This is a genomic window from Actinomadura nitritigenes (assembly GCF_017573545.1).
In the GTDB taxonomy this organism is placed as follows: Bacteria; Actinomycetota; Actinomycetes; order Streptosporangiales; family Streptosporangiaceae; genus Spirillospora; species Spirillospora nitritigenes.
The window spans coordinates 68,309-82,965 of sequence record NZ_JAGEOK010000022.1; the positions used below are offsets into that span (position 1 = coordinate 68,309).

Consider the following 14,657-nt stretch of genomic DNA (forward strand, 5'->3'; position numbering starts at 1 on the left):
TTCTACTCACTTCTCTACGACGTGGATGGCCCCACATCTACCTCGCAAGTCACTGCAGTACCGTGTACTAGTGCGTATGGTTCATTCCATGCCTAACAGCGAAGAGCGCGACAATAGCGGCCCCGAGGGGACGGCCGCGGCTCCCCAGGGCGCGGTCTCCGAGGACGGGCGTCCGCAGGGCGCCGCGTCCGCCGCGGAGGGCGTGGGAGCCGGCGGGCAGGGCTCGTCAGGGCAGCAGGGGGCCCCGCGGCAGGGCACGCCGCAGCAGGGCGCGCCGGGGGCGCGCGACGACATCGTGGGCACCGGCGGCACCGAGACGGCGGTCGCGCGGATGGGCGACCCCGTGACGGTCTGGCCGTGCGCGAACTGCGGGCGTCCGGTCCCGCAGCCGGTCGGGGCCGTCCGCACCGTCCGGTACTGCCAGGACAACGACGGGGCCTGCGCCCGCGAGGCCCGCGACCGCCGCGAGCGGGGCCGGGACGCGCCCGGCCTCACCGGGCAGGTCGCCTCCGCCTGGGAGATGGTCGAGCGGCTGGAGAAGGCCGCGGACCTGCTCGCCGACTCGCTGACCTCCGAGCTGAGCGTCGCGGGCGTAGAGCGCCGGGTCGCCGAGGTGCGGGCCGAGGCCGCCCGCGAGCTGGCCATCGCGCAGAGCGAGCGGGACGCCTCGCAGCGCAAGGCGGAGGAGGCGTGGCAGGAGGCGACGTCCGCCCGGGGCCGCGCCGACAAGGCCGAGAAGGACGCCGCCGAGGCCCGCGAGGAGGCCCGGCTCGCGACCGCCAAGCGCGACGCCGCGCAGCAGGCGTGGGAGGAGGCGCACCAGATCGCGCAGCAGTCGATGACGGCGAAGCTCGCCGCCGAGAGCGAGCGCGACCGCGTCGCCGCCCGCGAGACCGAGCTGCTCGCCGCGCTGGAGGCCGCCCGCGCCGAGCTGGTCGCTCTGCACGCCAAGCTCGCCGAGGCCGAGGGCGCCGCCGAGTCGCAGCGGGTCGAGGCCGCGGTCGCCAAGCAGGGCGCCGAGGACCTGCGCAACGCCATGCGCGACACCGAGGCGCAGCGGCAGCACGCGATGCAGGCCGCCAGCAAGGCCGAGGCGGAGCGCGCCGCCGCGCTGCGCGCGCAGTCGGAGGCCGAGGCGGAGGTCGTCCGCGCCAACGCCCGCGCCGAGGACGCCGCCAAGGAGCGCGACACCGCGCGGGCGCAGGCCGAGGCCGCCACCAGCGAGCGCGACGAGCTGAACGCCAAGATCAACGACCAGGCGGTGCAGCTGCGCCAGCTGTCGCAGTCGGTCGCCGAGCAGCAGGCCGCGCTGTCCGCACTCGCCGAGGAGCGCGACGCCGCCCGCGCCGAGGCCGACCGCGCGCGCCGCCAGATAGACCAGCTCACCCACAACACGCTGTCGTCGAACATCCCGCCGGGCGGGCGGCTGTCCGGCGGCAGCCCGGTCCCGCCGCCGGGCTTCGCGAACGCCCCCGGCGGCGCGCAGCCGCCGCCGGTGTCGGCCGGCGCCGCCAACGGTTCCGGCTTCCCGCTCGGCGCGCCCGTTCCGCTCGGCGCGCCCGTTCCGCCCGTCCCGCCCGGGGCGCAGGGACCGAACGGGACGCACGGCGGCCCGCCGCCCGGATCGTCCCAGTCGGGCGGGCACATGCTGCCGCCGCCCTCCGCCGCCGGCCCCCCGTCGCCCGCGGGCGGTCCCCCGGCGGGCGAGCCGCCCCTGCCGCGCCGGCCGCTGAACGGAGCCGACCGGGAGGACCCGCTGTTCACCGGCCCCTGACGGCCGGACGGCGGCTCAGCCGTACTTGACGACGATCACGAGGACGCACACCGCCCCCGCGACGATCATGGTGGCCTGGCCGCGCTCGCGCACCGCCGTCCGCCGGAGGCCGGCGACCCGCCGCCGGCTCAGCCGCATGTCGGACGCGGCGCGGCGGGCGCGCTCCCAGTGCCTGCCGGTGTACACCGCGAGCGCCGCCACCCCGAGGAGAAGTACGACCGTTCCGCTCATCTGACCCGCCTCCAGTCGCGGAAAGTCAGATTGAACAGCGTAACCGCGGTGCCGGACCATGTCGCATGACATATTTCCGGCGGTCATGTGGAGACGGTCCGGCGGGCGGCGGTTCCGGATCAGCGGTCCGCCGCCCCCGCGGGGTCACCGTCCGAACCGCTCCGGGTCGATCTCGATCCAGATCTGCTCGGCGCGGCCGAGCAGCCGCCCGTCGGCGCCGTACAGCGCGGTCGCCGCATGCATCTTGCGGCCCTCCCGGCTGCGCGCCAGGCCCATCACCACGCACTCCTCGCCGGCCTCGGGCACGTCGGTGACCTGCGCGGTCATCGTGCCGAGCACGGCCGGACGGCCCGCCACGTCGAACGACCAGCCGCCGGGGCAGTCCAGCGCCGCCCACACCAGCGTCCGCTCCGGCACCCGGTCGGGCACCCACGGCGCCGCGACGGTGCCGTCGGCGACCTGCCCGGGCTCCAGCCGGAGCCCGTCGCCGGGCTCGCGCTCCGGCCCGCACACGAAGCAGCGCGGGAACGGATGGTTCTCGATCGTCCGGAACTTCTCGGCCGCCCGCCGCGCCTCCTCGAACGGGACCGGCGGCACCGGCGGCACCACGATCGCCCCCGCGAGGGCCTCCGCGACGAGCGTCTCCCCGTCCCACATCCGCACGCTGTGCCCGCGCTCGTCCTCCACGGTGACCGTCAGCTCGGTCTCCAGCGGTGGCGGCTGCCGCAGCGTCACCGTCACCGTGTCGATCGGCACCCGCCCCGCCAGCAGCCCCGCCGTGTACCCCCCGTTGCCCGACCCGTCCGGGCCGTGGAACCGCCTATCGATGATCACTGGGTCCCCCGCAATCACATCCGCCGCACGAAAACGGCACCGATCATAATGAGCGGCACCGACATGCCGGGCCGTCGCCCCTGCTCTAGACCGCGCGCGACGGCTGGGGGCGGCCCGGGCGGGTGGTGAAGAACACCGAGAGGGAGCCGCGCAGGCGGGCCCGGACGGTGTCCTCGTCGATGTCGACGTCGTCGGGCACGGGGGTGCGCTCCAGGGCGCGGGAGATGAGCACCTCGACCTTGCGGTCGGCGACCAGGACCGAGCAGGTGTCGCAGGCGTACCAGGAGTAGAGCATGTTCAGCACGGCGACGGCGGTGTCGTCGTCGGACAGGTGCGTGGTGTCCAGCTCGACCTCGAACATGTCGGTGTCCTCGGGGTCGAGCGTGGGGTAGTACAGCCACGTCGGCCCGTCGGCGCCGCAGAAGTCGCACGCGGGCTCGCCGGGCGACGGTTCGCCGACGGCGAGTTCCAGATCGTGGTCCCACGGCTCCACCCGGCGGTTGTGCCGGTATCCCACCCCGTCCAGCGAGCCCTCGCGGTTGTGGGTGACGTCGTGCACCTCGCCGCCGCAGCGGGCGCACATGAAGCCGATCTCCTCCATGTCCCTCCCTGATCGCTGAGGCACGGCTCTCACAGTATCCGGCCGGAGGGCTCCCTCGTACCCGGCGGCGCGATCGTTCGGGTACGTTGAGGATCTTCCCGCCGCTCCGGCGATCCCGGCCCGGTGTTCCGGACGCATACCCCGCGCGCCTCCTCGCATGTCCCGGGGCTCCGTCCGCGAGCCCGTCCCACCGAGCCTTCGAAAGGGGTCCCCCTTGTCCCTTCCCGCCCCGACCGACATCGTGCTCAACGCCGACAAGATCGACCTCGTCCGGGACCGGCGGCCGCTGCTCGACCAGGTCGCCCTGACGGTGCTGCGCGGCGAGCACTGGGCGCTGATCGGGCCGAACGGCGCCGGGAAGAGCACGCTGCTCGGCATCCTCGGCGCCTACACGCACCCGACGCGCGGCGGCGCGGAGATCCTCGGCCGCCGGCTCGGCCGGGTGGACGTGCAGGAGCTGCGGAAGCTGATCGGCCAGGTGAACCCGCGGCACCCGCTGGAGTCGGCGCGGACCGTCCGGGAGATCGTGCTGACCGGCGTGACGGGCACCATCGAGCTGGTCCCGCGCTGGACGCCGACCGAGGACGACCTGCGCCGCGCGGACGAGCTCATCGCGCTGATGGGGCTGACGGCGCGCACCGACGCCCGCTGGCCGAACCTGTCGCAGGGGGAGCGGGGCCGGGCGCTGATCGCGCGGGCGCTGATGCCGGACCCGCCGCTGCTGCTGCTCGACGAGCCCGCCACGGGCCTGGACGTCGCGGCGCGCGAACGGCTGCTGGCGAGCATCGACCAGCTGCGAGGCGAGCGCCCGGACCTGACGACCGTGCTGGTCACGCACCACCTGGAGGAGCTGCCGACCAGCACCAGCCACGCGCTGCTGCTGCGCGAGGGCCGCGTCCTGGCGTCGGGGCCGGCGGACGAGGTGCTGACGACCGAGCTGGTCAGCGCCTGCTTCGACCACCCGATCACGATCACCCGGCACAACGGCCGCTGGGCCGCCACCGCCGGGCCCGCGTAGCCGCCGGCCCTCAGTCCGCGGCGACCCGGTGCCGGGCCAGGTGGGCGAGGATCGACTGGTTCGCCTCCCACCCGTCCGGGAACTTGACCGGCACGCCCAGGTGGACGGGCTCGGTGGACGGGTGGGCGTCCAGCAGCTCGGGGATGCCCGCCCGCGCCACCACGACGCACGCGTGCCGGTGCCGCGACGTCAGGACGCACAGCCGTCCCGACTCCAGGTGGAACGCGGTGGCGTCGCGGCGGCCCGACAGCGGGTGCAGCATGACCGTCACGTCGTACTCGCGGCCCTGCAGCCGGTTGGCGGTGTCGACGGTGATACCGGTGCCGTGCTCGCCGAGCGCCGCGCGGATCGCGGTGACCTGGTCGCGGTGGGCGGCGCCGATCGCGACGCGGGTCGCGTCCACGGGCTTGGAGCCGAGCTCGGAGTGCGCGACGGGGCCGCGCTGCAGCAGCCGGACGGCGAGCGTGGCCGTCGCGCGGACGGCCTCGGCGTCGGTGCGCAGCGTGTGGCGGGCGGGCAGCTCGTAGAGCGCCCAGCCGGTCGCCGCGGCCTCCTCCAGCGCGTGGTCGTAGGTGGTGCTCATGCCGCGCGCCCCGTACTCCAGCCGCCGGTCGCCGTCGTCCGTCCCGGCGCGGAAGCCCGTGAACGGGTAGAACGCGTCGGACACGACGGGCGCGGCGGACGCGGGGAGCCGCCACGACACCGGCAGCCGGTGGACGGGCAGGTCGGGGTTGTGCGCGAGCAGGACCGAGACGGCGCTGCGCATCGGGTCCCAGGACAGCCCGGCCCAGCGCTCGACCTCGACGGTGGAGAACGGGTCGAGCTGCCCGGGGTCGCCCACGAACAGGGCGCGCTCGAACCGGCCGGCGATGCGCAGCAGCATGTCGGAGCGCATCTGGTACGCCTCGTCGACGATCGCCCACGGCCACGACCCGTCGGACAGCGTCGCCCACTTCGCGGCGGTGGCGATGACGACGGTGTGCTCGGCGAGGTCGTCGGCCTTCTGCGCGACCCGCACCGACGGATGCGCCAGCACCCGCTCGGACGGCAGGTACCCGGACGCCGACAGCCGGCCGAGCGTCAGCTGCGGATGCTTCGTCGCGATCCGCTCGATGAGGTCGTCGACCTGCTCGTTGGTCTGCGCGACGATCATCAGCCGCTCGCCCGCCTCGGCGAGGTGCGCGGCCGCGCGGACGACCAGCGTCGACTTCCCCGCTCCGGGCGGCGAGTCGACCACCACGCCGCGGTGCCCCCCGCCGAGGTCGGCGAGCACCCCGTCGACGGCCCGCGTCGCGGCCTCGCCGGGGTCGAGGCCGGGAGACGGCTCCGGCCCGGCCAGCGCGACCAGATGGCGTTCGGTCATGACCAGTCCTCTTCGGCGTCCTCGTCGGTCGGCACGTACTCCTCGGGTGGCCCGCCGTGGGTCCACGGCGTGTCCTCCCGGTCGGGGAACTTCGCGGCCCCGAACGAGCCCTCCGTGAGCGAGGTGAAGCACACCCGGTCGCCGACCGCGGGGACGGCGCCGGGCTCCGGGGTGAGCTTGCGGCCCATCCCGCCGGTCAGCTCCAGCAGCACGCCGCCGTCGCCGATCTCCACGATCCTCCCCTTCAGCGCCGGGCGCGCCGCGTTGCACACGGTCGACCCGATGTCGAGCCGCACGGGGTCCTCGGTGCGGACCCGCAGCAGCGGACGCAGCTTCGGCCGTTTGCCCGTCTCGTCCAGCCGAGCCGGGTCGCACTCGGTGACCGGCCCGCCGAACGCCTGCCCGGCCAGCCGGTGCTCGGCCATGACCAGGGGGTCGTCGAACGCGCGCTGCGCCTCGTAGGCGTCCTGGGCGCGTTCGAGATCGTGCAGCCGCCGCGCCGCCCGGACGGGCGGGTCGCGGCGCGCCTGAGGATACGCCTCGCCGAACGTCTGGTGGTAATAGGTGAAGGCGTCCCGGTCGCGCTCCCAGCGGCGCGGGACGCTCGCGCCCTCCGGCATCGCGCGCAGCAGGCCGACCGCCCGCCACATCAGGTCCCACGTCGGGGCGATCTGCCCCGCGATGAGCGTGCGGAGCCGGTCGCCGGTACGCGGGTCGCCGCCCGACCGGTCGTAGGCGGCGATCGCCGGGGCGAGCACCTCGTTGTCGAACGTCGGGTCGGTCGCGGGCCCCGCGGGCGGGCAGGTCACCGGGTCCTCGGCGCGCGCGGCCGCGGCGGGGCCGTCCAGCCCGTCCGGCGGGTCGATCCACCCCATCAGCGCGGCGAGGTTGCCGTCCTCCACCGAGCTCTGCCCCGTCGCCCAGTGCAGCCGCAGCACCTCCGTCATCGCGCGCAGCAGCGACGACCCCGGATGGTCGTGCCGGTCGGCGAACCACGTCAGCCACCGGCCGAGCACCGGCACCGCCGGGTCGACCGCGTACGGGCCCTCGGTGCTGCGGAACCGCGTCGACCGGCCCAGCAGCCGCAGGAACGCGACACCGCCGCGGTTCGGCACGAGCAGCTGCGGCGCGTTCCCGTACCGGATCCGCTCGTCGCCCTCCTTGCCGGGCGGCAGCGCCTCCACCTCGCCGCGGCTCGTCTCGATGTGGTTCAGCACGAGCTTGGCCAGCTCCGCCGCGAACGCGAACCGCAGGTCGCGGTTGCGCGGCTGCGGCACCACCAGCAGCGACGGATCGTCCGCCGCCGACCCGAGCATGACCGCCAGCGGCGCCGCCGCCTCGCCCGCGAGCTTCAACGGGATCAGCACCAGCGGCATGTCCGACACGTGGACGTGCCGCACCGTCGCCAGCGGCTGCGCGATCCCGGCCTGCACCGCCTCCAGGCGCGCCAGCGAGCTCAGCGCGCTCATCGGGCCGTCACGCGATGCCCCTGCGGCCGGTGCCGAGGGCCTCGGCGCGCAGCCGGGCCGCCGCGCGCAGCTGCTCGGCCGTCTCCACGAGGTCGTCCGACGGGCTGAGCGACCCGTCGGCGAGGCCCAGCGCCGTGCCGATCGTGTCGAGGCCGCCGAGGTCGTCGCGCACGGACCGGCCGAGCGCCCCCGTCGCCCCGCAGGCGCGCGCCTCGTCGCGGCAGAAGAACGCCATCTCGCAGCCCGCCATGCACTCGGGCGCGTAGCGCGCCTCCACCGTGCGGACGGAGTCGGCGAGACGCTCGCCGGGCTCGAACGTCAGGTCGCCGGGCAGCGCGTCCAGGATCCGGTCGACGCGGGTGAGGCGCGCCAGCTGCCGCTCCAGCACGGCCAGCTGCGGGCGGACGTCCAGCGGCGTCGCCGACGGCCGGTTGGAGAAGTTCTCCGGGCACACCAGGAACACCTCGTGCGACACCCGCCCCGGGTCGTGCCCGAGTTCGGCGACCAGCCGGCGCAGCGCCAGCACGTACACCGCCGACTGCCGCGCCGCCGCCGCGACCTGCTCGGGCTCGGCCTGCCCGTCCACCACCGCGAACGACTTGACCTCGATGACGTGCAGCCGGCCCTCGATCTGGAAGGCGATGACGTCCGGCTCCAGGTAGGCGAGCTGCCCGCCGATCTCCAGCCGCAGCAGCGGATGGTCGAACAGCGTGCCCTCGCCGGTGTCGAGCGCCTGGGCGAGCAGCCGCCGGGTGCGGGTGTGCCGCAGCTCCCGCCCCTCGTTCCCCGCGACGACCTCCAGGTCGTCGTAGGCGACCTCGGACACCGCCAGGCCCATCCGGTCGCGCAGCAGCGTCAGCAGCTCCGCGCACCCGTCGGCCTTCACCTGCGCCTCGAACGTGTTGCCGCGCGTGATCGCGAACTGCGACTGGCCGAACGGGGACGGGAACCCGAGCGCGCGCGCCACCGCGTCCTTGTCGACGCCCGCCGCGTCCATCAGCCCGCGGCGGGCGCATCCGGGATTGGCGGTCAGCGCCGCGATCGTGCGGGCGTCGTGGTTGCGCGGCGGAGCGCTTCCGCGCAGCCGGTCCAGTTCCGGCGCGGTCTCGGTCATCGGTCCGTTTCTCCAGAGCTGGCACGTCGCCGTGCGGAATCCTGCAGGGCCCGCAGCCGGCTGCCGAACAGCCGTTCCGCGTCGTCGAGCTGGGCCCGGGCGCGCCCGGCGGCCGACGCGCGGCGCCGCCGGTCGGGCTCCCGGTGCACGTCCAGCTCGGCCCGGGCGGCCTCGGCGAGCACGGCCGGATCGACTGTACCGACCGTACCGGTGACCGCACCGGGAATGTTGGAGGCGAACCGCCACAGCAGCCGCTGCGCGTCCGGTGAGGGCGCCGTGCGCCCGGCGTGCTCGGCGAGGCGGATCGCGGAGGCGAGGAAGTCGGTGCGCGGGCTGAGCGGCCCGACGATGCGCTGCTCCAGCGGCCAGGTGCTCACCGTGAGCAGCCCGCGCGCGGGGGCGAGCAGGTCGGCGGTCAGCGCGGCGCACAGGTAGTAGGGCCGCGCGTACGGCGCGGTCCGGAACGAGCGCTCCTCGTCGCGGCGCAGGCTCGTCAGCCGCGTCCCGGGGATCTCGCCGGGGAAGAACGCCGCGTACACCGACCCGATCAGCTTGGGCGCGGCGGGCACCCCGAGCAGCGTCAGCGCCTGGTGGACCTGGTCGCGGACGGGCAGCAGCCCGCGGCGCCCCTCGCTCGCGGCGGGCTCGGGCTCCTCCGGCTCGCCGGCGTCGCCGAGGACGGCGGTGTCCCACTCCTGCTCGGCGCGGCGCAGGTCGGCGCGCAGCGCGCGGGCCGTCCGCCGGTCGCCGGTCGCCATCGCGCGGCGCACGCCGGCGCGCAGCTCCGCGATGCGCGCCTCCAGCGCGTCGGGGGCCGGTATGCCGGGGGACGGGGGCATGCGGCAGACAGTACAGGAGCTTCCAGACACTTCCAGCGTTTTCCAGCTTTGGCGGCGGCCGATCCGGATCAGCGCGGCCGGTGCCACACGACGGAGTACCGCCAGAGCAGATGCCGGCGGAACACCGCGCCCGGCAGCAGCCGCAGCGCCTCGTTCCGTACCTCGCCCCAGGTCATGTCGGGATCGGCGAGCGGCGCACCCGGCTCACCCGCGATCCTGCGCTTGAGGAGCCGGCGGTGCAGGAGGTGTCCGGGCACGCCCGCCACCCCGTACAGGAAGTCCTTCGGCCCCGCGTTGGCGGCGAGGCCGAGCACCACCAGCACGCCGCCCGGCCGGACCGCGTCGCGCATCGCCGCCATGCCCGCGGCGAAGTCCATGTGGTGGATCGCGGCGACGCAGCACACGAAGTCGTAGTACCGCTCCGGGAGGTCGTACTCCAGCAGCCCGGCCTCGACGAAGTCGACGTTCCCGACCCCCTCGCTCAGCCTCTTCGCCTTGACGACCATCTCCGCCGACCGGTCGAGCCCGGTGACGTGGCGGGCGCGCGGCGCGAGCCGGCGCGCGAGCAGCCCGTCGCCGCTGCCGACGTCGAGCGCCTCGCCGCAGCCGCGCGGCACGTTGCGCAGGACGAGGCCGTGGTAGTGGGTGTTGTGGTTCCAGTACTCCGCGGGCGTCTCGGTCATCGCAGCCTCGTTCAGGATCGCGGGTCGCGTCGCAGCGGATGCCCCTCCGGGACCTCCACGATGACGATCTTCACACCGTCCGGGTCCTCGATCCACATCTCCACCAGGCCCCACGGCTCCTCGCGCGGCTCGCGGACGACGCGCGCCCCGGCCGCCGCGAGCCGGCCGTGCTCGGCCCGGACGTCGCGGACCTGCAGCCAGATCATGGGGGACGGGCCGGCGCCGCCCGGCCCGTGCCCCGACACCTCCAGGAAACCGGGCCCGAGGAAGAACACGACGCCGGGGGAGTCCGGCGGCCCGAACTCGCGGTACACCGCGAGCCCCAGCACGTCGCGGTAGAACCGCCGGCTGCGCTCCAGATCGGGCGGGCGCAGCAGGATGCGGCTGCTCAGAACCTCCATGCGCCCATCCTCGCCCCGCTCCCGCCTCCGCGGCGCACCGCCACGCCCACGGGACCGGACGGATCAGCCGCCGAAGCTCGCCCGGTAGGTCGCGGCCATGTCCTCGTCGCCGTGGCCCTGGTCGATCACGCGGCGGAACCGGTCGCCCGCCGCGTCGTTGACGTCGACGCGGACGCCCGCCGACGCGGCCGCGTCGTGGATCAGCCGGGTGTTCTTCTCGGCGTTGCGGACGGCGAAGCTCGTCGCGTAGTCGTCGGCGAGCATCGCCTTCATCTTGATCTGCAGGTAGGCGTTGTCGAGCGGGCCGCCGGTGAGGACCTCGCCGAGCAGCGCCGGGTCGAGCCCGAGCCCCTTGGTCAGCGCGACGGACTCGGCGATGACGGAGGTGAGGGAGATGGCGTAGCTCACCGCGGCGAGCTTCAGCCGGGTGCCGGCGCCGCTCGCGCCGTCCTCGTCGATCCAGAGCGTCCGGCTGCCGATCGCGCCGAACACCGGGTCGAGGACCGTCCGCGCGTCCTGCGGGCCGGCCGCCAGGACCATCAGCTTGCCCTGTTCGGCGGGCTGCTTCGTGCCCTGCACGGGGGAGTCCACGAAGGCCGCGCCGTGCTCGGCGGCGAACGCGGCGAGCCGCGGGACGTCGTCGACGCCGACCGTGCCCATCTGCGCCCAGATCTGCCCGTTCCGCAGCGCGGGCGCGGCGTCGCCCATCACGGCCAGCGCGGTGTCGCCGTCGTTCAGCATCGTCATGACGACGTCGGCGCCCTCGGCGGCCTCGGCGGGCGAGCCCGCGACGGCGGCGCCATCGGCGGCGAGCGGCTCGGCGCGCTCCCGGGTGCGGTTCCAGGCGGCGACCCCGTGGCCGTTCTTCAGCAGGTTCCGGGCCATCGCGGCGCCCATGATCCCGGTGCCGAGCATTGCGATCTGCGTCATCTCCGGCTCCTTTTGGACTGATCGATACATAATGGTGCGGGACAAGCCTGGCACACGGCCGCGCGTCGCGCATCCCGGGATGTCCCCTACCCGCCCGCGGCCGCCCATCGCGGTGCGGCACGGCCCTTTCGCGCGCCCCCGACCCGGCGGGCGCGGCGGGGGAGGGGTCAGCCGTAGGCGGGGCTGCCGTCCGGCGCTTCGGCGAAGGCGTCGGTGTACGGCGCCGCGAAGACCTCGAGCGTGCGCTCCAACTGCGCCGACCACCAGGACACGAGCCCGGCCGCGCCCCGCTCGCCCGCGCCCTCCTCGCCCAGGTAGCGGTGCCGCAGCGGTGCCACGTCGCAGAGCCGTTCCCACCACTCGCGGTGCACCGCGGACTGGATCTGCCCCGCGTCCAGCGGGAACGCGGCGCGGTGTCCCCGCACGAACGCCTGCACCCGGTCCAGGTCGAGGCCGCGCTCGTCCTCGCAGGCGAACAGCCGCGCCGCCGCCCGCACGACCTCGCCCGCGACGGGACCCGTGGTCAGCGCGTCCCAGCCGAGCACCGCCGTGACGTTGCCCGCGCCCGCGTACCGCAGATGGCCCGCGTGGAACGCGCCGTGCAGGTGCCCGACCGTGCTGACCTCGATCTCCGGCGGCTGGTGCCCGGCGAACTCGGCGAGCAGCGCCCGCCGCTCCCGCAGCCTGCGCCCGGTCAGCGCGTCGAAGTCGGTGCCGCCGCCCTCCGGCACGGCCTCCAGCATGGCCTCGACGGCGGCCGCCGCGTCCGCGGCGCGCGGCGTCGGCACGAGCAGGCTCTGCTGCACGGGCGGCGTGATCCGCTCCAGCTCCGCGTGCAGCCGGCCGAGCAGTTCGCCGAGCTCCTCGCACTGCCGGAAGGTCAGCTCCAGGCCGCCGCGCCGCCGTCCGGCGACCCACGGGTACAGCGCGTAGGCGCGCCCCGAGGCGGTGACGAGCGTGCGGCCGGACTTCGCCGGCAGCGGTGCGAGCACGGGGAGCCCCGCGGCGTCGAGCGCACCCGTCACCTCGTGCTGGAAGAGCACGCGCTTCCGCTCGGGCGGGGCGTACTCCTTGAGGAGGAACGGGCCGCCGGACGTGCCGACCCGCCAGCACCGCCGGCCGGACGCGCCGTCCAGGGCCTCGGGCGCCCGCGCCGCGTCGAACCCCCAGCGTTTCAGCAGCCGGGGCGGCGGACCCTCGTCCGCGCCGTTCTCGCCGGTGGCGGGGTCGCCGGCGCCGAGCATGGCGGCGCCGCGCTTTTCGGAGCCGTGCTCATCAGCGCTGGGAGACGTCGGCACCTTCGCACCTCGGCGGCCTCGGACGGACGACGGTCGAACGGATGTTCCCACCCGACGCTACACGCCCCGGCGCTCCGGCGAAAGGGAACCGGCCGGGCCGGGCGGTTCGCGCCCGCGCCCGGCGCGCCCCCGACCTCAGACCCGCTCGAGGACGACCACGGGGATCTCGCGGTCCGTCTTCTGCTGGTACTCGTCGTAGGCGGGCCACGTCGCCGCCATCTTCTTCCAGAACGCGGGCTTCTCCTGCGCCGTCGCGGTGCGCGCCCGCGCGGTGAACCGGTCGCCCTTCACCTGTACCTTCACCTCGGGGTCCGCCTCCAGGTTCAGGTACCACTCCGGCGGCTCGTCCGCGCCGCCCTTGGACGCCACGATCAGGTAGGCGTCCCCCTCGGGCTGGTAGATGAGCGGCGTCGTGTACTCCTTGCCGCTGCGCCGTCCCTTCGTCGTGAGCAGCAGCGTGACCGTCCCCTGCCACTCGTGCCCCTCCGCGCCGTCGGTCTCCTGGTAACGCGCGACGTGCTCCTTGCCGTACAGCATCAAGTCCTCCTCCATCAGGTTCCGGCCGTACCGCGGCCGCCTAGGTGAACCCCCGAACCCTTCATGACCTTCCCCATGGCGGGGGCCCAAAGCCCCGACGCTCATTACGCTGGGGACGGTGAGCGACCCGGTGGAGCTGGCGCGGCGATGCGCCGAGACGATGTACGCGGACGACAAGGTCGCGCAGGACCTCGGGATGGAGATCACCGGGATCGCGCCGGGACGGGCGGTGCTGCGCATGACGCTCACCCCGGCGATGGTGAACGGCCACGGGATCGCCCATGGCGGCTACCTGTTCCTGCTGGCCGACTCGGCGTTCGCCTACGCGTGCAACACCCACGGCGCCGTCACGGTCGCCGCGTCCGCCGACGTCGTGTTCGTCGCGCCCGCGCGCGCCGGCGACGTGCTGGAGGCGACGGCCGTCGAACGCACCCGGTACGGGCGCAGCGGCGTCTACGACGTGACGGTCAGGCGCGTCCCGGACGGGGACGTCATCGCGGAGTTCCGCGGCGGCAGCCGCAGCCGGAAGGAGAGCGTGCTGGACGAGGCGGAGCCGCCCCGCTAGAGCAGCGACCGAGCCGCCCGGCCGGAGAGCGACGGAGCCCTCCGCCGGCGTGCGGTCAGAGTTCCTTCAGGATGCCGGTGAGCAGCCGGCCGGTGTCATCGGGACGCGCGGCGGTGATGCACAGGTTGTTCATCGCGCGCATGTAGGTGTCGACGTCGGTCGGCTTGTCCAGGTACAGCGCGCTGGTGAGCTGCTCCAGGTAGACCACGTCGGACAGGCCCGGCTCGGCGAACCGCAGGATGGTGAACGGGCCGCCGGCGGCCGCGTGCCCCCCGGCTCCGAACGGCACGATCTGCAGCGTGACGTTCGGCAGCTCCGACATGGCGATGAGGTGCTGGAGCTGCCGGCGCATCACGTCGCGTCCGCCGAGCGGGCGGCGGACGACCGCCTCGTCCAGGACGGCCCACAGCGTCGGGGCGCCGGGCGAGGTGAACCGCCGCTGGCGGGTCGTGCGGAGCTGGACGCGCCGCTCGACCTCCTCGTCGGAGGCGTCGGAGTAGCCGAGGCGCACCACGGCGTGCGCGTAGTCCTCGGTCTGCAGCAGGCCCGGCACGAACTGCAGCTCGTAGGTCCGCAGCAGCGACGCGGCCTCCTCCAGCCCCAGGTAGACCTCGAACCAGCTCGGCAGGACATCGCCATAACGGTGCCACCAGCCCGGGGTGTTGGCCTCCTTGGCCAGCTCCAGCAGCGGCGCCCGCTCGGCGGGGTCGTTCACCCCGTACAGCGTGAGCAGGTCGGAGACGTCGCGCTCCTTGAACCCGACGCGCCCCAGCTCCATCCGGCTGATCTTGGAGTGCGAGCCGCGGATCTCGTAGCCCGCCTGCTCGGTGGAGATGCCGCGCTCCTCCCGCAGCCGGCGCAGCTGGGCGCCGAGCAGGATGCGCAGGACCGTGGGCCCGCCACGCCGCGGGTAGTCGATCAGTCTGCCGGGCTGATCGCCCTCGGCCGGAGGCGTGGGGGCGGCTGAATCCTGGGGCAAGGGGTCACCAGCCAGTCGACG

General features: G+C 74.9%; 16 protein-coding genes. 3 read left to right on the top strand and 13 right to left on the bottom strand.

The window, feature by feature from the left end; translation table 11 throughout:
• Positions 1-88 precede the first annotated feature (88 nt).
• The gene (locus J4557_RS30750; protein ID WP_243776598.1) at positions 89-1,774 is read left to right on the top strand and encodes a coiled-coil domain-containing protein; all 1,686 of its coding nucleotides are present in this window, start codon (positions 89-91) and stop codon (positions 1,772-1,774) included.
• Between the two features lie 15 nt (positions 1,775-1,789).
• On the opposite strand, the gene J4557_RS30755 is transcribed toward J4557_RS30750, so the two are convergent.
• From J4557_RS30755 to J4557_RS30765, 3 genes are all read right to left on the bottom strand, one after another.
• Positions 1,790-2,005, bottom strand: a complete 216-nt coding sequence (locus J4557_RS30755) for a hypothetical protein (RefSeq protein ID WP_208270255.1) — start codon at positions 2,003-2,005, stop codon at positions 1,790-1,792.
• Between the two features lie 144 nt (positions 2,006-2,149).
• Complete coding sequence (locus tag J4557_RS30760; RefSeq protein ID WP_208270256.1) at positions 2,150-2,839, bottom strand: hypothetical protein; 690 nt, start codon at positions 2,837-2,839, stop codon at positions 2,150-2,152.
• Positions 2,840-2,924: 85 nt separating this feature from the next.
• Positions 2,925-3,440, bottom strand: coding sequence for a hypothetical protein (locus J4557_RS30765; RefSeq protein ID WP_208270257.1), 516 nt, complete (start codon positions 3,438-3,440; stop codon positions 2,925-2,927).
• Positions 3,441-3,654: 214 nt separating this feature from the next.
• Here J4557_RS30765 and J4557_RS30770 point away from each other — a divergent pair, with 214 nt between their 5' ends.
• On the top strand, positions 3,655-4,458 hold the full coding sequence (locus J4557_RS30770; RefSeq protein WP_243776599.1) for an ABC transporter ATP-binding protein: 804 nt from the start codon (positions 3,655-3,657) through the stop codon (positions 4,456-4,458).
• Between the two features lie 10 nt (positions 4,459-4,468).
• On the opposite strand, the gene J4557_RS30775 is transcribed toward J4557_RS30770, so the two are convergent.
• The 9 genes from J4557_RS30775 to J4557_RS30815 form a co-directional block, all read right to left on the bottom strand.
• The gene (locus tag J4557_RS30775) at positions 4,469-5,821 is read right to left on the bottom strand and encodes an AAA family ATPase (RefSeq protein WP_208270259.1); all 1,353 of its coding nucleotides are present in this window, start codon (positions 5,819-5,821) and stop codon (positions 4,469-4,471) included.
• A complete protein-coding gene (locus tag J4557_RS30780) occupies positions 5,818-7,290 on the bottom strand; it encodes a hypothetical protein (RefSeq protein ID WP_208270260.1) in 1,473 nt (490 codons plus the stop codon). Before J4557_RS30780 ends, J4557_RS30775 begins: the two co-directional genes overlap by 4 nt.
• 7 nt (positions 7,291-7,297) lie before the next feature.
• On the bottom strand, positions 7,298-8,404 hold the full coding sequence (locus J4557_RS30785; RefSeq protein WP_208270261.1) for a hypothetical protein: 1,107 nt from the start codon (positions 8,402-8,404) through the stop codon (positions 7,298-7,300).
• A complete protein-coding gene (locus J4557_RS30790) occupies positions 8,401-9,243 on the bottom strand; it encodes a serine/threonine-protein kinase (RefSeq protein ID WP_208270262.1) in 843 nt (280 codons plus the stop codon). The genes J4557_RS30785 and J4557_RS30790 overlap by 4 nt, the downstream gene beginning before the upstream one ends.
• Before the next feature lie 68 nt (positions 9,244-9,311).
• Positions 9,312-9,926, bottom strand: a complete 615-nt coding sequence (locus J4557_RS30795) for a class I SAM-dependent methyltransferase (protein ID WP_208270263.1) — start codon at positions 9,924-9,926, stop codon at positions 9,312-9,314.
• Positions 9,927-9,937: 11 nt separating this feature from the next.
• Complete coding sequence (locus J4557_RS30800) at positions 9,938-10,327, bottom strand: VOC family protein (RefSeq protein WP_208270264.1); 390 nt, start codon at positions 10,325-10,327, stop codon at positions 9,938-9,940.
• A gap of 63 nt (positions 10,328-10,390) precedes the next feature.
• Complete coding sequence (locus J4557_RS30805; protein ID WP_208270265.1) at positions 10,391-11,257, bottom strand: NAD(P)-dependent oxidoreductase; 867 nt, start codon at positions 11,255-11,257, stop codon at positions 10,391-10,393.
• 167 nt (positions 11,258-11,424) lie between these two features.
• Complete coding sequence (locus tag J4557_RS30810) at positions 11,425-12,555, bottom strand: phosphotransferase enzyme family protein (protein WP_307800306.1); 1,131 nt, start codon at positions 12,553-12,555, stop codon at positions 11,425-11,427.
• A gap of 135 nt (positions 12,556-12,690) precedes the next feature.
• Positions 12,691-13,092 carry a nitroreductase family deazaflavin-dependent oxidoreductase gene (locus J4557_RS30815; protein ID WP_208270266.1) on the bottom strand — a complete coding sequence of 134 codons (402 nt, stop codon included), beginning with the start codon at positions 13,090-13,092 and terminating at the stop codon, positions 12,691-12,693.
• A 160-nt stretch (positions 13,093-13,252) separates the two neighbouring features.
• On the opposite strand from J4557_RS30815, the gene paaI reads away from it, so the two are divergent.
• Positions 13,253-13,657, top strand: coding sequence for a hydroxyphenylacetyl-CoA thioesterase PaaI (gene paaI / locus J4557_RS30820; RefSeq protein ID WP_208270341.1), 405 nt, complete (start codon positions 13,253-13,255; stop codon positions 13,655-13,657).
• A gap of 55 nt (positions 13,658-13,712) precedes the next feature.
• On the opposite strand, the gene J4557_RS30825 is transcribed toward paaI, so the two are convergent.
• On the bottom strand, positions 13,713-14,579 hold the full coding sequence (locus tag J4557_RS30825) for a Sco1979 family transcriptional regulator (RefSeq protein WP_208270342.1): 867 nt from the start codon (positions 14,577-14,579) through the stop codon (positions 13,713-13,715).
• Positions 14,580-14,657: the final 78 nt, after the last annotated feature.